Origin of the sequence: Rhodococcus sp. SG20037 (assembly GCF_031763325.1) — a bacterium.
Lineage (GTDB): Bacteria > Actinomycetota > Actinomycetes > Mycobacteriales > Mycobacteriaceae > Rhodococcus_F > Rhodococcus_F qingshengii.
This window is the reverse complement of the sequence record NZ_CP134497.1, coordinates 548,227-569,574: the sequence shown is the minus strand read 5'-3', so window position 1 is coordinate 569,574 and position 21,348 is coordinate 548,227. Positions and strand designations below refer to the sequence as shown.

The 21,348-nt window shown below is 62.8% G+C and carries 22 protein-coding genes; 11 read left to right on the top strand and 11 right to left on the bottom strand.

Translation table 11 applies throughout. The features are described from left to right. Nucleotides 1-6: 6 nt before the first annotated feature. Nucleotides 7-1,065 (top strand): AAA family ATPase, encoded by a 1,059-nt coding sequence (locus tag RHP72_RS02700; protein WP_311094273.1) that lies wholly within the window; start codon nucleotides 7-9, stop codon nucleotides 1,063-1,065. Nucleotides 1,066-1,200: 135 nt separating this feature from the next. Continuing rightward, nucleotides 1,201-2,886, top strand: coding sequence for a cytosine permease (locus RHP72_RS02695; protein ID WP_042446692.1), 1,686 nt, complete (start codon nucleotides 1,201-1,203; stop codon nucleotides 2,884-2,886). A 55-nt stretch (nucleotides 2,887-2,941) separates the two neighbouring features. Here RHP72_RS02695 and RHP72_RS02690 read toward each other — a convergent pair whose 3' ends face one another. Then, a complete protein-coding gene (locus RHP72_RS02690; RefSeq protein WP_063315960.1) occupies nucleotides 2,942-4,333 on the bottom strand; it encodes an MFS transporter in 1,392 nt (463 codons plus the stop codon). 173 nt (nucleotides 4,334-4,506) lie between these two features. On the opposite strand from RHP72_RS02690, the gene nhaA reads away from it, so the two are divergent. The 3 genes from nhaA to RHP72_RS02675 are packed head-to-tail and all read left to right on the top strand — an operon-like array spanning nucleotide 4,507 to nucleotide 7,298. Further along, on the top strand, nucleotides 4,507-5,841 hold the full coding sequence (gene nhaA, locus RHP72_RS02685; RefSeq protein WP_007732414.1) for a Na+/H+ antiporter NhaA: 1,335 nt from the start codon (nucleotides 4,507-4,509) through the stop codon (nucleotides 5,839-5,841). Beyond that, complete coding sequence (locus RHP72_RS02680) at nucleotides 5,838-6,347, top strand: phage holin family protein (protein ID WP_007732413.1); 510 nt, start codon at nucleotides 5,838-5,840, stop codon at nucleotides 6,345-6,347. Before nhaA ends, RHP72_RS02680 begins: the two co-directional genes overlap by 4 nt. A 15-nt stretch (nucleotides 6,348-6,362) precedes the next feature. After that, complete coding sequence (locus RHP72_RS02675; protein ID WP_064689106.1) at nucleotides 6,363-7,298, top strand: alpha/beta fold hydrolase; 936 nt, start codon at nucleotides 6,363-6,365, stop codon at nucleotides 7,296-7,298. 3 nt (nucleotides 7,299-7,301) lie between these two features. Here the strand turns inward: RHP72_RS02675 and RHP72_RS02670 are convergent, their stop codons facing one another. Genes RHP72_RS02670 through nth form a run of 4 tightly spaced genes read right to left on the bottom strand, consistent with a single transcriptional unit; the run spans nucleotide 7,302 to nucleotide 10,650 of the window. Further along, complete coding sequence (locus tag RHP72_RS02670; RefSeq protein ID WP_003946095.1) at nucleotides 7,302-8,492, bottom strand: MarP family serine protease; 1,191 nt, start codon at nucleotides 8,490-8,492, stop codon at nucleotides 7,302-7,304. Continuing rightward, the gene (locus tag RHP72_RS02665; protein ID WP_007732411.1) at nucleotides 8,489-9,208 is read right to left on the bottom strand and encodes a CoA pyrophosphatase; all 720 of its coding nucleotides are present in this window, start codon (nucleotides 9,206-9,208) and stop codon (nucleotides 8,489-8,491) included. The genes RHP72_RS02670 and RHP72_RS02665 overlap by 4 nt, the downstream gene beginning before the upstream one ends. Beyond that, a complete protein-coding gene (locus tag RHP72_RS02660) occupies nucleotides 9,205-9,858 on the bottom strand; it encodes a TlpA disulfide reductase family protein (RefSeq protein ID WP_003943500.1) in 654 nt (217 codons plus the stop codon). The genes RHP72_RS02665 and RHP72_RS02660 overlap by 4 nt, the downstream gene beginning before the upstream one ends. A 6-nt stretch (nucleotides 9,859-9,864) precedes the next feature. Beyond that, complete coding sequence (nth, locus tag RHP72_RS02655) at nucleotides 9,865-10,650, bottom strand: endonuclease III (protein ID WP_003943471.1); 786 nt, start codon at nucleotides 10,648-10,650, stop codon at nucleotides 9,865-9,867. Nucleotides 10,651-10,730: 80 nt separating this feature from the next. On the opposite strand from nth, the gene RHP72_RS02650 reads away from it, so the two are divergent. The 6 genes from RHP72_RS02650 to RHP72_RS02625 all read left to right on the top strand — a co-directional run bounded on the left by RHP72_RS02650 (nucleotide 10,731) and on the right by RHP72_RS02625 (nucleotide 15,465). Further along, on the top strand, nucleotides 10,731-11,003 hold the full coding sequence (locus RHP72_RS02650; protein WP_019746620.1) for a hypothetical protein: 273 nt from the start codon (nucleotides 10,731-10,733) through the stop codon (nucleotides 11,001-11,003). A 255-nt stretch (nucleotides 11,004-11,258) separates the two neighbouring features. Further along, entirely contained in the window at nucleotides 11,259-11,933 is a 675-nt protein-coding gene (locus RHP72_RS02645) for a Crp/Fnr family transcriptional regulator (RefSeq protein ID WP_003943506.1), read from the top strand. 130 nt (nucleotides 11,934-12,063) lie between these two features. Then, nucleotides 12,064-12,534, top strand: a complete 471-nt coding sequence (locus RHP72_RS02640) for a nuclear transport factor 2 family protein (protein WP_311094272.1) — start codon at nucleotides 12,064-12,066, stop codon at nucleotides 12,532-12,534. Nucleotides 12,535-12,549: 15 nt separating this feature from the next. Next, nucleotides 12,550-13,110 (top strand): TetR/AcrR family transcriptional regulator, encoded by a 561-nt coding sequence (locus RHP72_RS02635; RefSeq protein WP_054827456.1) that lies wholly within the window; start codon nucleotides 12,550-12,552, stop codon nucleotides 13,108-13,110. Between the two features lie 85 nt (nucleotides 13,111-13,195). Further along, nucleotides 13,196-14,488 (top strand): carboxylesterase family protein, encoded by a 1,293-nt coding sequence (locus tag RHP72_RS02630; protein ID WP_311094271.1) that lies wholly within the window; start codon nucleotides 13,196-13,198, stop codon nucleotides 14,486-14,488. A gap of 50 nt (nucleotides 14,489-14,538) precedes the next feature. Further along, entirely contained in the window at nucleotides 14,539-15,465 is a 927-nt protein-coding gene (locus RHP72_RS02625; protein WP_003943516.1) for a LysR substrate-binding domain-containing protein, read from the top strand. 58 nt (nucleotides 15,466-15,523) lie between these two features. Here RHP72_RS02625 and RHP72_RS02620 read toward each other — a convergent pair whose 3' ends face one another. The 6 genes from RHP72_RS02620 to RHP72_RS02595 all read right to left on the bottom strand — a co-directional run bounded on the left by RHP72_RS02620 (nucleotide 15,524) and on the right by RHP72_RS02595 (nucleotide 21,324). Beyond that, the gene (locus RHP72_RS02620) at nucleotides 15,524-16,882 is read right to left on the bottom strand and encodes an MFS transporter (RefSeq protein ID WP_042446679.1); all 1,359 of its coding nucleotides are present in this window, start codon (nucleotides 16,880-16,882) and stop codon (nucleotides 15,524-15,526) included. 184 nt (nucleotides 16,883-17,066) lie between these two features. After that, the gene (locus RHP72_RS02615; RefSeq protein WP_042922846.1) at nucleotides 17,067-18,062 is read right to left on the bottom strand and encodes an amidohydrolase family protein; all 996 of its coding nucleotides are present in this window, start codon (nucleotides 18,060-18,062) and stop codon (nucleotides 17,067-17,069) included. Nucleotides 18,063-18,065: 3 nt separating this feature from the next. Then, on the bottom strand, nucleotides 18,066-18,587 hold the full coding sequence (locus RHP72_RS02610) for a 3-hydroxyanthranilate 3,4-dioxygenase (protein ID WP_042446673.1): 522 nt from the start codon (nucleotides 18,585-18,587) through the stop codon (nucleotides 18,066-18,068). Continuing rightward, a complete protein-coding gene (locus tag RHP72_RS02605) occupies nucleotides 18,584-19,036 on the bottom strand; it encodes a RidA family protein (protein ID WP_003943520.1) in 453 nt (150 codons plus the stop codon). Before RHP72_RS02605 ends, RHP72_RS02610 begins: the two co-directional genes overlap by 4 nt. Then, the gene (locus tag RHP72_RS02600; protein ID WP_042446669.1) at nucleotides 19,033-19,806 is read right to left on the bottom strand and encodes a 2-keto-4-pentenoate hydratase; all 774 of its coding nucleotides are present in this window, start codon (nucleotides 19,804-19,806) and stop codon (nucleotides 19,033-19,035) included. The genes RHP72_RS02605 and RHP72_RS02600 overlap by 4 nt, the downstream gene beginning before the upstream one ends. Nucleotides 19,807-19,848: 42 nt before the next feature. Then, nucleotides 19,849-21,324 carry a 2-hydroxymuconic semialdehyde dehydrogenase gene (locus tag RHP72_RS02595; RefSeq protein ID WP_311094270.1) on the bottom strand — a complete coding sequence of 492 codons (1,476 nt, stop codon included), beginning with the start codon at nucleotides 21,322-21,324 and terminating at the stop codon, nucleotides 19,849-19,851. Between the last annotated feature and the right edge of the window lie 24 nt (nucleotides 21,325-21,348).

Below are 21,348 nucleotides of genomic sequence, written 5' to 3'. Positions count from 1 at the left end.
CTCACTGTGCCTTACATCACCGACATGCTCCATGATCGGAACAGTGCAGCAGCACCACCGCCGGCCGAGGAACGAACCGAACCCGTACCGGTCGGGGCCTTCGACGCTCGCAAGCTCTCGAAAGCCCTGAGTTCCAAGATCGTCGGACAACAGGCCGCCGTCGACGCAGTGGTTCGTGCGATTTCGATCGCGCATGTCGGTGCCACGGATCCGACGCGTCCGCTCGCCAACATCCTTCTCGTTGGCCCGACCGGCGTCGGCAAGACGGAATTGGTGCGGCGCGTGGCCGCAGAACTACGGTCAGGACCCGATGATCTGTGCCGCATCGACATGAATGCTCTTGCGCAAGAGCATTATGCGGCGTCATTCTCCGGGGCTCCACCTGGATATGCCGGTAGCAAGGAGTCCTTCACGCTGTTCGACAAGAACACCGTCGAGGGCGATCCGTACACCCCCGGAATCGTCCTGTTCGACGAAGTGGAGAAGGCCGACCCCACCGTGCTGCGTGCGCTCCTGCAGGTCCTCGACAACGGCGAACTCCGGTTGGCGAACGGTCAGCAGAAGATCTCGTTCCGCAACAGCTACGTGTTCCTGACCTCGAATCTCGGCTCTGCTGCGGTGGCAGAACGTCGGCGATCTCACCTGCGGCAGCTCGCCGATCGCGTCCGGATCGATCGACCGCGCCATGGTCATCATCTGGTGCAACGCGCGTTGGAGAAGTTCTTCGACCCCGAATTCTTCAACCGCATCGACGAAACCGTGATCCTCGACGAGTTCGACGAACAGACCGCGGAACAAGTGACCCGTCTCGAGATCGAACTGATCACGACTCGGTTGGCCAGGAGAGGCATCGACGTCGAGGTGGAGGACTGCGCCGTCGCCCTGTTGCAACGGCGCGGGTTCGACCCGGTGTTCGGAGCACGTGGGCTGCGCCGCACCATCCGGAACGTCTTGGCCGACCCGGTGGCCGCCGCCGTTCTCGACCTTCGGCCGGTCGGGACGCAACCACTCGCCTTGCAGGCGCGGGCAGTTGGTGATCAGATACAGGTAAAGAAAGTCCCATGAGTGCTCGCTCACGTTGCGGATCGAATCCGCAACGTGGGCGACACATTTCAAACATGTCCGCGTAACGCCACCTCCCTAGGTTGGGTGCCTGCACCACAAAGTGCACATGCACAGGCACCCAGGGGAAGTGACGTCATGACAGCAGTGAACGAGCAGGTGTCCGCCGGCGCACCGGACAGGGCAGATCTCGGTGAGAATGCCGCACTGAAGGAGACTCTGGAGGACTACACCCTCCGATTTGCGCCACGCAGCTACCGCAAATGGGGAACCGGCGTCGTCGCGACCTCCGCGCTCGGCGGAATCGCGTATCTCGCAGACTTCTCGATCGGCGCCAACATCGGCATCTCGTACGGCACCGGTAACGCATTGCTGGGCATCGCCGTGTTTGCCGTCGTCATCATGGCGACCGGCTTCCCACTTGCCTACTATGCCGCGCGATACAATATCGACCTCGATTTGATCACTCGCGGAAGCGGTTTCGGCTACTACGGCTCGGTGGTCACCAACGTCATCTTCGCGACGTTCACCTTCATCTTCTTCGCGCTCGAAGGTTCCATCATGGCCCAGGGTTTGAAACTGGGGCTCGGGATCCCACTCTCGATCGGCTACGCGGTCTCGACCCTGATGGTCATTCCACTGGTCATCTACGGAATGAAGGCTCTGGCAAAGCTCCAAGTGTGGACGACGCCTCTGTGGCTCGTCATGATGGTGCTGCCGTTCCTGTATCTGCTGTTCAAGCACCCTGATTCGGTGAGCGCGTTCTTCGCCTTCGGCGGTGAGGACGGCGCAAACGGCAAGGGCGTCAACTTCGGATCGGTGATGCTGGCCGCGGGTGTCTGCTTGTCGCTGATCGCACAGATCGCCGAGCAGATCGACTACCTACGCTTCATGCCGCCCAAGACGCCGGAAAACACCCGCCGTTGGTGGGCTGCAGTAATTCTCGCCGGCCCCGGCTGGGTGATCTTCGGCGCGTTCAAGCAGATCGTCGGACTGTTCCTCGCCGTGTACATCATCGCGAACGTCGTCGACGGATCCTCGATCGCCAACCAGCCCGTGCACCAGTTCCTCGAGATCTACCAGGACATGATGCCTCACTGGCTGGCCATGACGCTGGCCGTGATCCTCGTGGTCATCAGCCAGATCAAGATCAACGTCACCAACGCGTACTCCGGCTCACTGGCCTGGACCAACTCGTACACCCGCGTCACCAAGACCTACCCCGGACGCATGGTCTTCGTTCTGGTCAACCTGGCGATCGCACTGATCTTGATGGAAGCCAACATGTTCGACTTCCTCAACACGATCCTGGGCTTCTACGCCAACTGCGGTATCGCCTGGGTCGTGGTCGTCGCCTCGGACATCGCGATCAACAAGTACTGGTTGAAGCTCTCCCCGAAAGTCCCCGAGTTCCGACGCGGGATGCTCTACGACGTCAACCCCGTCGGCTTCGTGTCGATGCTGCTGGCCGCGGGCATTTCGATCCTGGTGTTCTTCGGTGCTTTCGGTTCGGCGATCAAGCCGTTCTCCCCGATCGTCGCAATCGTCATCGCGCTGGTGATGCCGCCGGTCCTGGCCGTCGCCACCAAGGGAAAGTACTACCTACGACGCACCGACGACGGCATCGATCTGCCGATGTTCGACGAGTACGGGAACCCCTCCGGTGAAACGCTTCTGTGCTGCGTCAGCGGAATCGAATTCGAGCGTCCCGACATGCTCGCGTCGAACGTGCCCGGTCCGAACGGCGAGAAGCAGTACATCAGCTCCCTGGCCTTGAGCACCGACAAGACCGGTGAGCACGTCCTGCCTGCTCAGCTTCCCTGACAACTGCTGTGCGCCTTTATTAACCGCCGGGGGTTAATAAAGGCGCACAGCAGGGTTATGCCCCTACATCGTCGAGCGACTCACCCTTCGTCTCACGCATGACCAGCAGCGCGACAAAAGTCAGCGTCGCCGCTACGAGAAGATAGATGCCGACCCAACCGACGCCGTAGTTCTTCGCGAGGTAGACGGCGATGAACGGCGCCACCGCTGCGCCCAGAATACTGGCCGTGTTGTACGCGATTCCCGAGCCCGTGTAGCGGACGTTGGTCGGGAAGAGTTCCGGGAGAACGGCACTCATCGGGCCGAAGGTCAGGCCCATGAGCAGCATGCCCACGATGAGGAACGCCAACATGCGACCGTCGTTCATTCCGTCCGGTTCGAGGAAGACACCGAAGGTCAAGCCGAACACCATGATCAGACCGGTGATGATCAGCAAGGTGATACGACGCCCGTAACGGTCGGCGAGCCAACCCGAGACCGGCACGGCGGCAGCGAAGAACACGACTGCGATCAACTGCAGGACAAGGAAATCGGTGTACTTGAAGCCCGCACCGGTTCCACCGTCGGCCGGCGTCTTGCCGGTTCCGTGGCTGAGAACCCAGGTGGTCATGATGTAGAACAGCGTGTACGTCGCGAGCATCACGAACGTACCGACGATCAGCTGACGCCAGCTGGTCTTGAATACCTCGGCGACCGGAGTCTTGACCTTCTCGCCGCGCTCGACTGCACGCGCGAACACCGGGGTTTCCTCGAGCTTGAGCCGGACGTACAGGCCGATCATCACCATGATTGCGCTGAGCAGGAACGGAATTCGCCATCCCCAGCTCAGGAAGGCGCCCTCGAGGTCCGGGCTGGAATTGTCGTGGTTCATGAACAACGTGATGATCAGGAACAGTCCGTTGGCCATGAAGAAGCCGATGGGCGCACCGAGTTGCGGCCACATCGCCGCCCAGGCCCGCTTGCCTTCCTTGGCTGTCTCGGTCGCGAGCAGCGCCGCACCCGACCATTCGCCGCCGAGCCCGAGACCCTGGCAGAAACGCATGAGCGCCAACAACGCCGGGGCCAGCAGTCCGATCTGGTGATAAGTGGGCAGCAGTCCGATGAGGAAGGTCGCGATGCCCATCGTCAGCAGCGAGCCGACCAGAGTTGCCTTGCGTCCGACGCGGTCACCGAAGTGTCCGAAGAGAATCGAACCGAGGGGACGGGCGACGAACGCGAGTCCGAACGTCGCCAACGACGCGAGAAGCGCGGTGGTGTCGTTGCCCTTCGGGAAGAACAGGTGCGGGAACACCGATACTGCCGCTGTTGCATAGATGTAGAAGTCGTAGAACTCGATGGACGTACCCACCATGCTGGCGACCACGATTCGGCTGCGCGGCACTCCGGCGACGGTATCTGCGTCGCCGCCCTCCGGCTTGGGTGGATTCTCACTGACTGACGTGCTCAAAACATGCTCCTGCGCCGTTATACGAAAGATGTCCAATTGGTGGGATAGTGTCCCAATCAGTAGGAATTGAACACCCGCGGGGTTTTCCGACGCAAATTCGGTTCGCGAATTCGGCTCAGCGGGCAATCCGCGATAAAATTCCGTAAAGGTGAGCCGGGAAGTCTGGTCGGCACGTGCATTCGATGCGTCACAACGTCGATCACGTTCATGTCTGTTGCATCCGAATTCGGTTGCACGAACAAAGGTCGTCCCCACGCGTGATCTCCACCCTGCGTTCCGAACTGTCCCGCTACCTCCGCACCGAAACGGTGGGCGGATCGATCCTCCTGATCGCTGCCGCCCTCGCTCTGATCTGGGTGAACTCTCCTTTCGGTGAGAGTTACATCGCACTACGTGACTTCCAGATCGGTCCGTCCGCACTCCATCTCGACCTCAGCTTGGGCACGTGGGCGCAGGACGGACTGCTTGCCGTCTTCTTCTTCGTCGCCGGCCTCGAACTCAAACGTGAACTGGTGGTCGGCGAACTCGCGGACCGCAAAGCCGCGATGCTCCCGATCATCGCGGCGTGCGGCGGCGTCCTGGTTCCCGCGATCATCGCGGCGTCCATCGGTTTCGGCACGCCCGGCATGGACAAGGGCTGGGCCATTCCCGTCGCGACGGACATCGCTTTTGCCCTCGGCGTGCTCGCGCTGACCGGCTCGAAGATCCCGGCGAGCGCCCGAGTTTTCCTGCTCAGCCTGGCCGTCGTCGACGATCTGCTCGCGATCATCCTCATCGCCGTACTGTTCACCGGTTCCCTCGCGATGTTGTGGCTGCTGACCGCGGCCGCAGCCCTGGCTGCCTACGCCTACGCCCAACACAAACGCATCACGACGCCGTTCCTCTACGTCCCGCTGGCACTACTGACCTGGTACGCGATGCACGAAGCGGGGATACACGCCACACTCGCGGGCGTCGCGCTCGGCTTACTCACCCGGGTGAGGCGCGATCCGGACGAGGAGTACGCGCCCGGTAGCCGTCTCGAGCACCGCATTCAGCCTTACTCCGCAGGCTTCTGTGTCCCCGTCTTCGCACTGTTCGCCTCCGGTGTTCCGATCAACGCGGCGGTACTCGGCGACATTTTCACCGACCCAGTAGGGCAATCGGTCGTCGTCGGTCTTCTGGTCGGCAAAACCGTCGGAATCTTCGGAATTTCCCTGCTCGCGATCAAATTGGGGATAGCAACCAAACCCAAGACACTGGAATTGAGAGACATGTTTGCCCTCTCAGTTCTCGGTGGCATCGGGTTCACCGTTAGCCTGCTTGTAGCAGACCTCGCATTGGACGGGGTCGGCGATGGCAGCGAGGCCGAGATAGCGAAGGCCGCAGTTCTCGTGACATCGTTGGTGGCATCGCTGATCGGATCAGCGCTGCTGTGGCGACGTGGACGAGTTCATGCGGCTCGAGACGACGCTTCCACCGCCATTGCCACGGACGCGAGAGAACTACCTGGAGAGGTCGACAAGTGAGCTTGACCAACGGAGAGAGCCAGCGCTTCACCGGAGATGGAGTACCGAACACGGTCTCTTCCATCCCTCTCACCGATGTGGACGCCCGCACGCCGGGCGAGGCCACCATCGGGGCCCTCGTCAAGGACGCGACCGCACAGGTCTCCACCCTCGTGCGCGCCGAGGTCGAACTTGCCAAGGCCGAGGTGACGGGCGAGGTCAAGAAGGGTCTGCAGGGCAGCGTCTTCTTCATCCTGGCCTTCACGGTTCTGCTGTTCAGCTCGTTCTTCTTCTTTTTCTTCCTGGCCGAGATGCTCGACACCTGGGTGCCGCGCTGGCTGGCGTTCCTCATCGTCTTCCTGATCATGGTGGTGACCACCGCGATTCTGGCGCTGCTCGGTTATCTGCGCGTGCGCAAGTTGAGGGCTCCGGAGAAGACGATCGAATCGCTCAAGCAGGCCAAGAACGTCATCCCCGGCAGCCATGACGACGCAAAGCCGTCGGTCGATTTCAACGCGCGCCGGTAGCGAGTCTGATCGAAAGTGGCAGCCCCAGATCCATCCACCGTCAGGTTCGACGGCCCCTGGATTCACCGGGACATTCACGCCAACGGCATCCGGTTTCACGTCGTCGAGGTAGGCGACGCGGAGCCGGATGCTCCGTTGGTGGTGCTTCTGCACGGATTCGCCGACTTCTGGTGGTCCTGGCGCCAACAATTGACGGCACTGTCCGAGCAGGGCTTCCGCGTCGTCGCGATGGACCTTCGTGGGTACGGCGACTCCGACAAGCCCCCTCGTGGCTACGACGGTTGGACGCTCGCCGGTGACGTAGCCGGCCTCATTCGTGCGATGGGTTACGGCAAGGCCACGCTGATCGGTCATGCCGACGGCGGGTTGGTGTGCTGGGCGACCGCGCTCCTGCATCCACGCCTGGTGCGGTCGATAGCGCTGATCTCGTCTCCACACCCGATGGCGCTCAAGAAAGCAGTCGTCCGCGACCCCTATCAGCGCCGCGCGCTTTTGCCCTCGTTCCTGGCCTATCAGGTACCGCTACGCCCGGAACGTCGGTTGACGGCCGACAACGGCGCCGAAGTGGAGCGTCTGGTTCGCTCGCGGTCGGGCCCCACCTGGCCGCAGCAACCCGAATTCGCAGACGTCATGAGCAAGATGCGGTCCGCGATCCGGATCCCGGGCGTCGCGCATTCCACCTTGGAGTACCAGCGTTGGGCCTTCCGCAGCCAGCTCCGCCCCGAGGGCCGACGTTTCATGCGTTTGATGGATCAGGTTCTTCGCATTCCGATCGTCCAGATTCACGGCGAACTCGACCCGTACGTGCTCACCCGTACCGTGCGTCGCGACAAGCACTGGGCTCCCGGCGAGAAACTGCGCACCATTGCCGGAGTCGGTCATTACGCGCATCAGGAAGCCCCCGAGCGCGTCAATCGCGAACTCGGGGACTTCCTCCTTACGGAGAAGTGACCGCTACAGGATGCACGCGCCCGTCGGTACGGGCGTCGATGCCGAGGCAGCCGCGTTCAACTGGCGCGAGACTTCCTGCGCGGTGAGGACGAATCCGGTGTCACTGTCGTCGACGGCAGCACCGAACACGACGCCGAGGACCCGCCCCTGATCATCGACCATCGGTCCACCCGAGTTGCCCTGCCGGATGGATCCGCGCACGGTGTAGACCTCACGCTGGGTGGTTCCGGCCTTGTAGATGTCCGGCCCGTTCAGGTTCAGGACCTCACGAACGCGGGCTGCGCTGGCCGTGTACGGACCACCGCCGGGGTAACCGAGCACCAACGCGTTGTCACCGGTCCGAGCCTGCTCCGGAGCGAACGGCAGCACCGGCGCGTCCAATCCGGGAACCGCCAGAATCGCGATGTCCACGGCGGAGTCGAAGAGCACCACCTGCGCGGGCAGTGCGCCCTCCATGGTGTCCACGGTGATGCTCTCGGTTCCGGCAACCACGTGGGCGTTGGTCATGACGCGTTCGGGGGCGACGATGAATCCGGATCCCTCGAGCGCGCGCTGGCAACTCGGTGCGACGCCGTTGATGCGGAGAACACTCGGACGCAACTGCGCCGCCAACGGACTGGCGAGAACGCTCGCGTCGGGTGCTTCGACCTCGGTGATGGGCGTGCGCCCGAACGGGCCGATGACGTCAGGCAGGCCGGAGGTGTCGAGCAGCGCCGAGAACTCGGTCGGGATGCGGCGCAGCCACTGCGGCGCCACTTCGTCCACGCTGGCGAGAACGTCCGAACCACGAACAGCGGCGGCAATATTCGGCTGCGACGAGGAAGTGAGCGGAATCGCGAGCAACCACGCCGCGACCACGACAGCCACCGCCTGTAGACCCGCACCGATGACGCTGTCGACGGATCGCGCCGTCGGACTGTGCATTCCGCTGCGCGCCGCGCGTCCGAGCACCATGCCGGCGACCTCGCCGATGATGACCAACACGACGATCAGCGAGATGCCCGCGAGGATGCGCAGCTTGCCTTCGGTGACGTGCACGAGCAGGTGCGGCGCCAACAGAATCCCGGCGACGGCACCGAGGATCACGCCGACGAACGCCAGCGCCGACGCCACCGCGCCCTGACGCCATCCGGACGTGGCCGCGATGAGGGCGACCAGAACGATGGCGATGTCCACCCAACGAGAACCTGTCATCGCGGCACCGCCGAATCCTCGACACCTTCACCGAACTCGGACAGCGCTGTGTCCAGGTCTCTCACGTCCTCGTAATTCCACGGAATCTCCCAGCCCGACACCGTGAACAGCGCCGCGAGGATTCCTGCTGTGAACCCCCAGACCAGCATGCCGTCGGCGCGGAACGCCGGGCCCTGGTATCCGAGGGGATGTCGAACCTGAAACCGGTTGTCTGGGTCGAGCAACGTGCGCAGCGGCACCCGGGCCACCCGTCCGACCTCGCCCTCGTCCTGAATGCCCACCGTCGTCGGCTGCTCCCAGTAGCCGAGCACCGGCGTCACGTCGAAACCCGACGGCGGGATGAAGATCTCCGGCAGCACGGTGAGCGGCTGAACTCCGCTCGGATCGAGCCCGGTCTCCTCCTGCGCTTCACGCAGCGCGGTGCCGACGGGGCCGTCGTCGCCCGGATCGGCGGCACCGCCCGGGAATGCGACCTGTCCGCTGTGCTGACGCATCGTCGACGCCCGTTGGGTCAGCAGGACGTCTGCGCCCTCCGGCAAGCCGCCGACGGCGAGAGGGTCGGCCTCACGCGGTCCGCCGAAGAGCACGAGCACCGCGGCCGGACGCGTCACGGTGCCGCGCGGCGCGCGACGCTCGAGGACGGGGTTGATCCGATGGGGATCGGTGGGCTGGGTGCTGGCGACAGCGCGCAACCACTCGGGAACCGGTGTACTCATACGACGACTCCCAGATATTGCGCCGCAGCGGCGGCGATCTCGTCCGCACTGCGGAAGGGTTGGGGCAAGACCTTGGCGACTGTTCCATCCGCGCGCACGAGCACCGACACCGGCAGCACCGGCGGTGCGCCCACTGCGATCCGTACCTTGCCGTCACCGTCCTGGACGCCGGGCAAACGCACCGAGTAGTCGATGAGTCGCGTCAAAGCGTTCTCCTGATTCGGATCCGAATGCACGGTCAGCACGTTGATGCTGCCGTCGGCGCGCTCCGCGAATTCCTGAAGGTACGGAAGCTCTTCGGCGCATGGCGCGCACCAGTACGCCCACAGATTGAGCAGGGTCGGCTTTCCGCCCACCGCTGCGGCAAGGTCGACGGGCGCTCCGTCGGAGACGCAGTCGAGGGTGATTCCGGCGAGAGCCGAGCCGGCAGGCGCTTCGCCGGTCGGAGTCGGGCAGGAGGCCAGAGCCGCCTGGCTACGGAGTTGATCGAGCGATTCCGACGACGGAGTGAACGTCGGCGGCTGATACGCGGACGAGGACGGGCCCGTCGACGTGGGCGTCGTGTCGTCTCCCCCGCGCGGCCAGATCGCCACGACGAGAGCCGCGACGACCACGAGCGCAGCGAGAGACCATCTTCCGGCACTTGTCATCGGCGATCACAACCCTGCCAGGGCGAGCAGATGATCGGTCTCGGGGCCTTTCACCAGGGCCGCGGCCTCGGTTTTGTCGGTCGGGCCGAGACCGTACGACGGGCAGTCCTTGGCCAGAACACACACACCGCACGCGGGCTTGCGCGCGTGGCAGACCCGTCGGCCGTGAAAGATCACGCGATGCGAGAGCAGAGTCCATTCCTTACGTTCGATCAGTGCCCCGACGGCGTGTTCCACTTTGACGGCATCTTCTTCCTCGGTCCACTTCCACCGACGCACGAGCCGACCGAAGTGGGTGTCGACGGTGATTCCCGGAATGTCGAAGGCATTGCCCAGCACGACGTTCGCGGTCTTGCGTCCGATGCCTGGGAGTTTCACCAGATCTTCGAGCTTGTTCGGGACCTGCCCGTCGTGGCGTTCGAGTAGCGCCTGACCGAGTCCGATCAGCGACGTCGTCTTGTTCCGGTAGAAGCCGGTGGAGCGGATGTACTCCTCGAGTTCGGTCCGATCGGCTTCCGCGTATGCCTTTGCGTCGGGATAACGGGCGAAGAGTGCCGGCGTGACCATGTTGACGCGGACGTCGGTGCATTGCGCCGACAGGATTGTCGCCACTGCCAGTTCCAACGGAGTCGTGAAGTCGAGTTCGCAGTACACGTGTGGGAAAGCCACAGCGAGCTCACGATTCATCCGACGCGCCCGGCGTACCAATCCGAGGTGTGATTCTTCCTTCCGCGCACCCCCCGAACGCGGTTTCTTCCGCTGCTCTGAACTGCCTGTCGGGGTGGTCTGCACTCAGACAACTGTACGGATACGACATGAGTGGAGACTCCGTCGTGTCGATTCTGAGACCTTCGACGTGTTTACTTCCCCCTATGCAAGGACTCGCAGTAATTCTCTTTCCGCTACTGCTTATGCTCTTTGCCCTGGCGATGGAACGAGTCGAAGGGCGATTGCGTCGGCTCTCGGTCCAAGAGCATGAAGTAGAAGACTTCCTCGACCAGGCAAGTCACGACGACGTCGCCCGCCTGGCAAGCGATGGGTTTCCCCATGCGTTCGCCCGCTTCCACCGGAAGCGTAAGGGCCGTCAGTCGGAGGCTCCCGAGAGCGCCAGCCTGGGCGAAATCCGGACACAACGGGCAAGTTGACGGCCATACAAAGTAGTCACCGCAGCGGATTCCGGAAGAATTTTCGGCTCTTACGTGGCATCAATCACTCGTCGCGAGCTAACGGGACGTAGACTTCGATGCCGTACCTGTTGCATTGAACACAGATTGCATTGGACACAGTGTCTCACTCATGAGGGCTGAGCCTGTGTACGACGGTTTGTGCGCAGCGCGGGTACAAAGATAGATAGCGCAAAAATGACACCACAAACGAACAAATCCCAACAAGGAGCGCACGTGGACGACGTCCTGGCAAGAGCCGGCATCTTCCAAGGAGTCGAGCCCTCAGCGGTAGCGGCGCTGACAAAGCAGCTGCAGCCCGTCGACTTCCCCCGTGGACATGTCATCTTCAATGAAGGTGAACCCGGTGACCGCCTGTACATCATCGTGTCCGGCAAGGTGAAGATCGGTCGACGCTCACCCGACGGTCGCGAGAACCTGCTGACGATCATGGGCCCGTCCGACATGTTCGGCGAACTGTCCATCTTCGACCCCGGCCCCCGCACCTCGACGGCTACGACCGTCACCGAGGTTCGCGCCGTGAGCATGGACCGCGACGCTCTCAAGGCATGGATCCAGCAGCGCCCCGAGATCGCCGAGCAGCTTCTGCGCGTTCTCGCCCGCCGTCTGCGTCGTACCAACAACACCCTGGCCGACCTGATCTTCACGGACGTTCCCGGCCGTGTCGCCAAGGCGCTCCTGCAGCTCGCGCAGCGCTTCGGCACTCAGGAAGGTGGCGCCCTGCGCGTCACTCACGACCTCACGCAGGAAGAGATCGCCCAGCTCGTCGGCGCTTCCCGCGAGACCGTCAACAAGGCGCTCGCTGATTTCGCACACCGCGGATGGCTTCGCCTCGAAGGCAAGAGCGTCCTGATCTCGGATTCCGAGCGTCTCGCTCGTCGCGCGCGCTAGTTTCTTCCGGTTCGACTCTTTCGGCCGCTCCCGCTTCGGTGGGGGCGGCCGAAGTCGTTCACTGGACTCTTGTTGTACCTATCGGTAAAGTTTGTACCGATAGGTACACATCTGATCGAGAGGCCCCGCAATGACCGTCCGAGCACCGATTCCGCCCTTCACTCACGAAGCTGCCGTCCAGAAGGTCCGCCTCGCCGAGGACGGATGGAACTCACGCGATCCACACAAGGTGTCGCTGGCCTACACGCCGGACAGTTGGTGGCGTAATCGGTCGACGTTCGTCACCGGCCGATCCGAGATCGTCGAACTTCTGACCGAGAAGTGGACCCGCGAACTGGACTACCGGTTGATCAAAGAGCTGTGGGCACACAGCGACGACCGCATCGCAGTGCGATTCGCGTACGAGTGGCACGATCACGACGAGCAGTGGTTCCGCTCCTACGGCAACGAGAACTGGGAATTCGACGCCGACGGACTCATGCACCACCGTCATGCCAGCATCAACGACGTTCCCATCGAGGAGTCCGAGCGAAAGTTCTTCTGGGATCCGACCGGACCACGCCCGCACGATCATCCGGGCCTGAGCGAGTTGGGTCTGTGATGAAAGGATGAATCCATGGCCAGACAGGTAGCTGAACGCTCGGACACGATTCCCGCTCTCGCGAACGTGTTTCGAACCTACGGGTTCGACGGAGCAAGCCTGGCCGTGATCACCGAACACACCGGTTTGGGCAAAGGCAGTCTCTACAACTTCTTTCCGCGCGGGAAGGAAGAGATGGCCGAGGCGGTGCTCGACGAGGTCGACAGATGGTTTCGCGCCGAAGTCTTCGAACCTCTTCGAGCAGAATCGGTTCCACCGAGGCAGCGCATCCAGAGCATGTTCGCTACCGCGGGCGACTACTTTCGGTCAGGGCAACGCATTTGCCTGTTCGGCGCATTTGCACTCGGTGAAGAGCGAAACCGCTTCGGCGCCAGGGTGCGAACATACTTCGACGAATGGACAGCGGCTCTCGAGGCGGCACTCGTCGGTGCCGAAGATTCCATCGGACTCGCCGAAGAAGCCGTGGCCGGGATCCAAGGGGCGATCGTGATGTCCCGGGCCCTGGACGACGGTTCCGTATACAGCCGAGTGACGACGCGACTCGAAGATCGACTGGTACAGGCACTCACGCCGTAACGCATACCGCACGACCACAAAGGCATTTGTGCCGCGGCATCCACCTGGCATGCTCGAAAAAGCATGCACAAGAAGAAAGGAACCCATGCCCTCGTTCGAGACGGTGATCGCATCCACCCCTTCGGGGAAGGTCCGCGGCCGAAAGCGTGACGGTTCCTACTACTTCGGTGCGATCCCCTACGCCAGCGCACCGCGCTTCGAGAAGCCTCGACCGGTGGAACCGTTCTCCGACGTCTTCGACGCCACAGCGCTTGGAACGGTCTTCCCCCAACCACCTTCACGACTCGAACGCATCATGGGGCCACCGCTCCCCGAACCGGAGCACAGCGAGGACAGCTTCACCGTCACCGTCACAACCCCGTCGCTGACCGGTCATCGCCCGGTGATGGTGTGGCTTCACGGTGGCGGGTACTCCAGTGGCGGCGGCTCACTCCCCTGGTACGACGGCGGCGCTTTGTCAGCCGAGGGCGACGTCGTCGTGGTGTCGGTCAACTATCGCGTCGGCGTGCTCGGATACCTCCTCCTCGACGGCGTCAGCGAAGGCAATCTCGGGGTACACGATCAGATCGCGGCGCTCGAGTGGGTGCGCGAGAACATCGAGGCATTCGGCGGCGACCCAGACTCGGTCACCGTATTCGGGCAGTCGGCAGGCGCCCATTCCATTGTGAATCTGTTGAGCAGTAACAACTCTCGAACCCTGTTCCATCGAGCAATTCTGCAGAGCACCCCACGGCCGGACCTCAACTTCACGCAGGCTCCCGCGATCGAGAACGGGGAGACGTTTGCCCGACTGCTCGACGGAGATCCTAGGACCGCGCCGCTCTCCCACATTCTCGACGCATTCCGCGGCACGGCTGTCGAGTTCAGCCGGCGGTCCCCCAATGTCGTGCAACCGCCCTTCGCGCCGATCTCCGAACTGGAACCGGTGATCCGAACTTTCGAAACAGCGCCTGACGTCATCGTGGGATACACCCGAGACGAGGGATCTGCTTTCGTGCGCGACCTAGCGGGAGTACCCGATCCCGAACACGTCGCCGAAAAGGCACTGACACAGAACATGTTTGCCGAACCGGCAATGGAGCTGGCCGAGACCTTCACAGCGGCCGGCGCGTCGGTGTACACGTACCGCTTCGACTGGGCACCGACGGACGACGTCTTCGGGGCCACTCACTGCATCGAACTACCCTTCGTGTTGGGAACCGAGCAGTCCTGGCAGCGCTCACCGATGCTGGGCAGCAGCGACTGGCAGAGCATCGACGCACTGGGCCGTCGGATACGCCGGCACTGGACGTCGTTTGCGCACACGGGAAGTCCGGACAGCAGCGAAACCTGGGAGAAGTACACCTCGTCCCAATCGATCGGAATCACCTTCTCCTGAGCAACTTCGGGCGCCTACCCACCCGGCGCAATCCCGTCTAGGATTGCTCCATGGACATGCCCAAGCTCCTCGACGGGCGACTCAAACTCCGCCATCTCCTGCTCGTCGACGCATTGAGCCGTCAGGGCAGTGTGGTCGGCGCCGCTGCCGCACTTCACATCACGCAACCCGTCGCGACCCGCAGTCTGCACGACATCGAGTCCATTCTCGGCGTCTCGCTCTTCGACCGCGGCCCACGCGGCATCACCCCGACCATTTTCGGCGAGGCCTTCACAACTCATGCACGGGCCGTGATCGCGCAGCTGACCGAAGCCGGGCGACACGTCGTCGAACTTGCCGACGCCAATCGCGGAACCGTCATCGTGGGAACACATCTCGCCGGATCCAACGTGCTGCTTCCCGGCGCTATCGCGCGCCTGAAGGTTCACCACCCGTTGCTCACCGTCGTCGTGCGCGAAGGTACGCCAGAGCAGTTGCTCACCGATCTGGAAGCGGGCCGAATCGACCTGATCGTCGGCCGGCTCACCTCACCTACCGATGACACCGCGACAAGACGGAACCTCTACGCGGAGTCCGTCGAACTCGTCACCCGCGTAGATCACCCGCTCGCTCACCGCGAGGACGTCCAACTCGAAGAACTACGCGGCTTCCCCTGGATCCTTCCTGGGGTCGAGACAGTGCTCCGACGCGAACTCGAGGAGTTCTTCGCCCGGAACGGCTTGCCGTTGCCCGAAAATCGGGTCGAGGCAACCTCTTTCCTCACCGTGCGTCAGCTACTGGTCGAGACCGACATGATCGCGGTACTACCGAGCCTCATCCCCCGCGACGACGCGCGCTTGACCACCCTGTCCATCACACTCGATCCGATCGGGCACAGCGTCGGCATCACCTCGTCGGCGACTCGCACGTCGAGTCCGTCCGCGCAGGCCCTGATCGCGACGCTGGAGTCCTTTGCAACTGAGCTCATGCGACCGTGAAACGCCGATCGGCCCGTTCCCTCCAGAGGGAACGGGCCGATGTCGGATCGACCAGGACTCAGGCGTTTTCGGAGACGCGAATCTCCTCGTGCTCCAAGCCCCGCGACGAATCGGGGACAATCTTGAACAGTGCGATGGCGCCGACCAGGCTGATCGTGCACACCCCGGCGAGATACCAGGTCACACCGACCGAAGATCCGGTGGCGTCGAGCAGAGCCGTGGCGATCATCGGTGCCAGTCCACCGCCGAGAATCGCGCCGCTCTGGAGGATCAGAGACGAGCCGGAATAGCGGACCTTGGCCGGGAAGGTATCGGCGATGATGCTGCCCTGGACACAATGTGTGACCGGAACGATCAGGCCCATGCCCAGGAACGCGATGACGGCGACCATTTTGTTCTCGGTGTTGAGGAGCGGGAAGAACACGATGCACCACAACAGGATTGCAGCTGATCCGCCGATGAACATGTGCCGACGCCCGTACTTGTCGGCGATCTTTGTCCAGAACGGGATGGAAAGGAACCACAGGACTGCTGCCGCGGTCACGCTGAGCACCAGGAATTGCTTGTCGTAGCCCAGATGTTGAGTTCCGTACGACAGGGTGAACACCATGAAGGCGTACGCCACGGCGGAGTTCGCCAAGCACGCGGCAAGCGTGAGAGACAAACGGGGGAAGCCGACCTTGAGCGACTCACGCAGCGGGAAGCGGACTATTTCGCCCTTCTCCATGATCCCGGCGAATGACGGCGACTCGGTGACGCGCAGGCGAATCACCAGACCGATCGCCACCAGAACGAAGCTGAGCAGGAACGGGATTCGCCAACCCCACGAAGCGAATGCCGAGTCCGACATCACGGCGTTGGTCGTCAGGAAGATGCCGTTGGCGAGAACCAGTCCGGCGGGTGTGCCCATCTGAGGGAAACCTGCATAGAGATTCTTCTGCCCCGCCGGCGCGTGCTCCATCGACATGAGTGTCGCGCCGGCGCCTTCACCGCCCAGACCGATGCCCTGAACGACGCGCATCGCCACCAGGAGGACGGGCGCCCAGAAACCGATGGAGTCGTAGTTCGGGATGAGGCCGATGAGTGTGGACCCGATGCCCATCATCACCAATGAGACCACGAGCGTGGCCTTGCGCCCGATCCGGTCACCGAAGTGCCCGAACACGAGTCCACCCACCGGCCGTGCAATGAACCCGACGGCGAAGGTGCTGAAGGCAGCCAGCGTGCCGGCCGTGGGGCTCAGGCTCGGGAAGAATTGTTTGTTGAAGATCAACGCGGCGGCTGTGCCGTAGAGGAAGAAGTCGTACCATTCGAGAGTTGTGCCGGCCAGGGTTGCCATGGCAACTCGGCTACGGGCCGCTTTCTCCGGCAACGGCTTTCCGTCGCTCGTAGTGCTGTTGGATATCTTGTCTGACATCGCGGAACCTATCGATTGGATGGGGCAGGCGGACGATGAAGTCTGTAGTCACCGACCCCGTCTTCGGGATTGTCGGTATCACGAGCGTCGTCGATCGTTGTGTTTGGAATTGTGCTCGCTCGAGACATGACTCACAAATGCCGAATTCACCGTCCGCCATACCGGAAAAGGTATAGCCGGGGCCTCAGACGAGACCCAGGAAGCGTTCGGCATTCCCCCGCGAAATGAGTTGGCGCGCAGTATCGTCCAAGAACTCACTCTTGCGAACCACCTCACCGACCGGACGCTCCCCCAAGGGGTACGGGTAATCACTACCCACCATCACACGGTCCACCCCCACCGTGTCCACCAACAGTCGCAGCGCACGCTCGTCGAAGACGACGGAATCCACGTAGAACCTTCCCAGGTAGTGCGAAGGCGGGAACTGCGACGTACCGATGATGTCGTTGCGGCCGTGCCAGGCGTTTTCCATCCGGCCCAACCAGAACGCGAAAGATCCACCACCGTGCGCAAATCCGATCTTGAGACGATCGTCGATCTTGTCGAACACCCCACCGAGAATCAGTGCGAGTATCGACAGGTGCGTTTCGGCCGGCATCGCAGTGAGCCACTGCGCCATCCAGCGATCGAGGCGCGGAGAGTTGGCCATGTCCCACGGGTGCACGAATACCGGCACGTCCAGCGACGCGCAGTGCTGCAGGAACGTCACCACGCCCTCGCTGTCGAGGTCCAGATCGCCGACATGATTGCCGATCTCGACACCGCGGTGCCCGTTCGCGATGCACCGCTCCAACTCACGGCACGCTGCGTCGGTGTCTTGCAGAGGCACCTGGCAGAAGGGAATCAAACGATCCTTCGCCGGCTCCACGATCTCGAGTGCGAGGTCGTTGAAGATCCGTGCAATGCGACTTGCCTGCTCACCGCTCCGGCCGTAGTTGAAGAACGCCGGAGTAGGTGAGACGACCTGCGTCTGCACGCCGTCGGCATCCATGTCCCGAAGCCGCACCTCGGCGTCCCAGGCATCGGACTGGATGCGGCGGAACTCCTTGGTGCCCATCATGATCATTGCTTCGGTTTCCGACTCGACCTTCAGCCACGGCGCTTGCGGCCCCGCGTCTTCGGTCAGATCCGGCCACCCGTTGGGCACGTAGTGGGTGTGGATGTCGATCAGGTTGCTCATAGCTCAGCCCTTGCCGGGATGGAGCGTGCCGCACTTGTCACACGTGCGGGCTTCTTCGCTCTCGTAGAACTTGACGAACACCGGCGGAAGGTCGGCCACGATGTCGCGCACCTGAAGTTCGACCTCGTGAATCTTGTGATCGCATTCGAGGCAGTACCACTGGAACTTCTCGAGCGTGCCTTCCTTGCGGACGCGTTCGATGACCAGGCCGATCGAGCCCGCGGTGGGACGCTGCGGCGAATGCGGAATGTCTCCTGGCAGCAACCAAGTTTCACCCTCGCGAATGTCGACGCGATGAGGACCGTCTTCGGTCATGACATTGACGTGGATGTCGCCTTCGAGCTGGTAGAACCACTCCTCGTACGGATCGAGGTGGTAGTCGGTCCGCTGGTTGGGGCCGCCGACGACCTGCACGATGAAATCGTCTCCGAGCGCCATCGTCTGATTGTTGACGGGCGGCTGCAGGAGGTGGCGGTTGTCGTCGATCCACTTCTTGAAGTCGATGACGGGAGGAATCGTGGTCATGATGCATTCTCCGTATCTTCGGACGCCGAGCGTCGGGAGGCGGGCACGTACGCCACGCCGGAAATTTCGATGAGCAGGTGAGGGTGGGGCAGCTGGTGAACAGCCACAGTCGTTCTCGTCGGACCGTTTTCGTCGAACAGTTCGGCGTACACCTCGTTGTATCCACCGAAGTCGTTCATCGACACCAGGTAGGAGGTGACCTGAACCAGATCACTGAGTTCTCCACCCACTTCGGCGAGGATTGCCGCGATGTTCTCGATGACGGCACGCGTCTGCGCCCGAATGTCGAGCGCCGTCGTCCCCATCTCATCGACCTCGACGCCGACAAACGTGTTGTCGGGTCGACGCGAACTGGTCCCGGAGACATAGACGAAATCGCCGACCACCTTGACGTGGGGGAACTTTCCGCGCGGCTTCGCCAGCTTCTCGATGACCTGCGCCCCACTCATCGCTTCACACCTTTCACCGTGACGGTTCCGAGTCCGTCGATCGTGCACTGTGCGACGCCCTCGTCGAGTCGCACAGCTGCTGTGGCGGCACCGGCCAGAATTACCTGACCGGCGCGCAACGGAATTCGGCGTCGGCGGGCGATGTCGAGCAGTGCATGCAAAGCGCGCGCCGGATCGCCGAGAATGGCCGACGTGGAACCGACTACCGTCTCACCGCCGACTTCCATACGTACGGAACGGTCTTCGACGTTCTGTAGCGGCAGCCACCGCCCGATCACGTATCCGGCAGCGCTGGTGTTGTCAGCGACGACGTCGGTGTAGGTGAAGCGGAAGTCGCGGTACCGCGAGTCGATGATCTCCATTGCGGGAGCCAGTGCGTCGACGCAGGTTTCGATGTCGACGTTCGGATCGTCGAGATCGACGTCCTTCGACAGGCGGTATGCCACTTCGGGTTCGATCTTGGGATGAATGAACGTCCTCAGGTCGACTTCGCCGCCGTTGCTCACGCACATCGCGTCGGTCAACTGACCGACGATCACTTCGGAGACACCCATCTGCGCCATCTTCGCTTTGCTCGTGAAGCCGAGCTTGATGCCCACAATCGATTCACCACGACTGGTGCGCCGTTCGAGGAGTTCGTTCTGGATCCGGTAGGCCTGGTCGATGTCGATGGTGTGTTCGTCGGCGAGGCTCGGGGTGTCGGTGCGCGTCTGCGCAGCGTCGTCGAGGCGACGCGCGAGCGCGGATACGGTGTCTTCGGGGGCTGTCATCACGCCTCGCTCATTTCTGGAAAACTTTTGCGGTTTCGATGTTCACAGTTGCACACATACATTCGTCGGTTCGGTGTAGAAGTGCAGCGAGGACTCGCCGCCCTCACGTCCGATGCCGGACAGGCCCATGCCGCCGAAGGGAGACCGCAGTTCGCGGGTGAACCACGTGTTGACCCAGGAGATTCCGACGTTCATCTTCTGCGCGACGCGGTGTCCGCGGCGCAGGTCGTTGGTCCACACGGAGGCAGCAAGGCCGTACTCGGTGTCGTTTGCGAGGGCGATCGCTTCGGCTTCGGTCTCGAACGGAATGAGTGCCGCGACGGGTCCGAAGATCTCCTCACGTACGGCGCGATCCTTGTTGGTCAAGCCAGTCCACAGGGTGGGTTCGATCCAGGATCCGCCCGACAGTTCCTGTCCGAGGTCCGGAATACCGCCGCCGGTCAGCACTTTCGCGCCTTCCTGCTCGGCGATCTCGAAGTAGTCGAGTACCTTCTTCCGGTGTGCCTGCGAAATGAGCGGTCCGGTCGTCGTTGCATCGAGCGTCGGGTCGCCCAGACGCAGTCCTGCTGCCCGCTCGACGAGTCCACCGGCGATGTCGTCGAAAATGCTGCGGTGCACGTACACCCGCTCGGTGCACAGGCAGACCTGGCCGGTGTTGGTGAACACCGACTTGGTCAGACCCGTCAGAGCCTCGTCGATGTCGACGTCGTCGAACACGATCGCGGCGTTCTTGCCGCCGAGCTCGAACGAGACCGGACGGACCCGCGGGGCAACGGTTTTCATGACATGCGAACCCGTTGCCGAAGATCCGGTGAAGGTGACGCCGTCGATACCGGGGTGCGTGGTGAGGAACTCGCCGGCCGAGTTCGCACCGAATCCATGGACGACGTTGTAGACGCCGGCAGGCAGGCCGACCTCTTCGAGCACCTCGGCCAGCAACGACGCAGTCGCCGGGGTCTCCTCGGAAGGTTTGACCACCACGGAGTTTCCGCACGCGAGCGCGGGCGCAACCTTCCAGGTCAGGAGAAGCAGCGGCAGGTTCCACGGAACGATCACGGCGACGACGCCGAGCGGCTTGCGGATCGCGTAGTTCAGCGCCTGCTTGCCGCCCGCGAGATCCGTGACAAACGATTCCTGTCCCGCCGCGGCGACGATGTCGGCGAAGGTGCGGAAGTTCGTCAGGGCGCGCGCGACGTCGAGTTCGCGTGCCTGCGTGATCGGCTTGCCGGTGTCCGCCATCTCTGCGGCGACGAACTCTTCGAATCGCTCCTCGATCCGGTCGGCAGCGCGTCGCAGCAGAGCCGTCCGCTCTCGAACCGGCGTATCGGCCCAACCGTTGTCCAGAGCACGTCTGGCAGAGGTCACGGCCCGATCGACCAGGGCCTTGTCGGCCTCGTGGACCCGGGCGAGAACACGGCCCGTTGCTGGGTCGACCTGATCGAAGCTCGACGACTCGTCGGGTTCGACATAGGAGCCGTCCACGTAATTGAGGATCCATCCGTCGCATTGTGAGGTCATGAACTAACTATTGGCCCGTGACCC

Excerpts from the sequence above, each read along its gene's own strand:
- RHP72_RS02640 (WP_311094272.1), top strand. The coding sequence starts at position 12,064 with ATGACCGTCCGAGCACCGATTCCGCCCTTCACTCACGAAGCTGCCGTC.
- RHP72_RS02630 (WP_311094271.1), top strand. The coding sequence starts at position 13,196 with ATGCCCTCGTTCGAGACGGTGATCGCATCCACCCCTTCGGGGAAGGTC.
- RHP72_RS02625 (WP_003943516.1), top strand. The coding sequence starts at position 14,539 with ATGGACATGCCCAAGCTCCTCGACGGGCGACTCAAACTCCGCCATCTC.
- RHP72_RS02670 (WP_003946095.1), bottom strand. The coding sequence starts at position 8,492 with ATGACAGGTTCTCGTTGGGTGGACATCGCCATCGTTCTGGTCGCCCTC.
- RHP72_RS02605 (WP_003943520.1), bottom strand. The coding sequence starts at position 19,036 with ATGAGTGGGGCGCAGGTCATCGAGAAGCTGGCGAAGCCGCGCGGAAAG.
- RHP72_RS02660 (WP_003943500.1), bottom strand. The coding sequence starts at position 9,858 with ATGACAAGTGCCGGAAGATGGTCTCTCGCTGCGCTCGTGGTCGTCGCG.
- RHP72_RS02620 (WP_042446679.1), bottom strand. The coding sequence starts at position 16,882 with ATGTCAGACAAGATATCCAACAGCACTACGAGCGACGGAAAGCCGTTG.
- RHP72_RS02695 (WP_042446692.1), top strand. The coding sequence starts at position 1,201 with ATGACAGCAGTGAACGAGCAGGTGTCCGCCGGCGCACCGGACAGGGCA.
- RHP72_RS02615 (WP_042922846.1), bottom strand. The coding sequence starts at position 18,062 with ATGAGCAACCTGATCGACATCCACACCCACTACGTGCCCAACGGGTGG.
- RHP72_RS02595 (WP_311094270.1), bottom strand. The coding sequence starts at position 21,324 with ATGACCTCACAATGCGACGGATGGATCCTCAATTACGTGGACGGCTCC.
- RHP72_RS02600 (WP_042446669.1), bottom strand. The coding sequence starts at position 19,806 with ATGACAGCCCCCGAAGACACCGTATCCGCGCTCGCGCGTCGCCTCGAC.
- RHP72_RS02635 (WP_054827456.1), top strand. The coding sequence starts at position 12,550 with ATGGCCAGACAGGTAGCTGAACGCTCGGACACGATTCCCGCTCTCGCG.
- RHP72_RS02650 (WP_019746620.1), top strand. The coding sequence starts at position 10,731 with ATGCAAGGACTCGCAGTAATTCTCTTTCCGCTACTGCTTATGCTCTTT.
- RHP72_RS02665 (WP_007732411.1), bottom strand. The coding sequence starts at position 9,208 with ATGAGTACACCGGTTCCCGAGTGGTTGCGCGCTGTCGCCAGCACCCAG.
- RHP72_RS02610 (WP_042446673.1), bottom strand. The coding sequence starts at position 18,587 with ATGACCACGATTCCTCCCGTCATCGACTTCAAGAAGTGGATCGACGAC.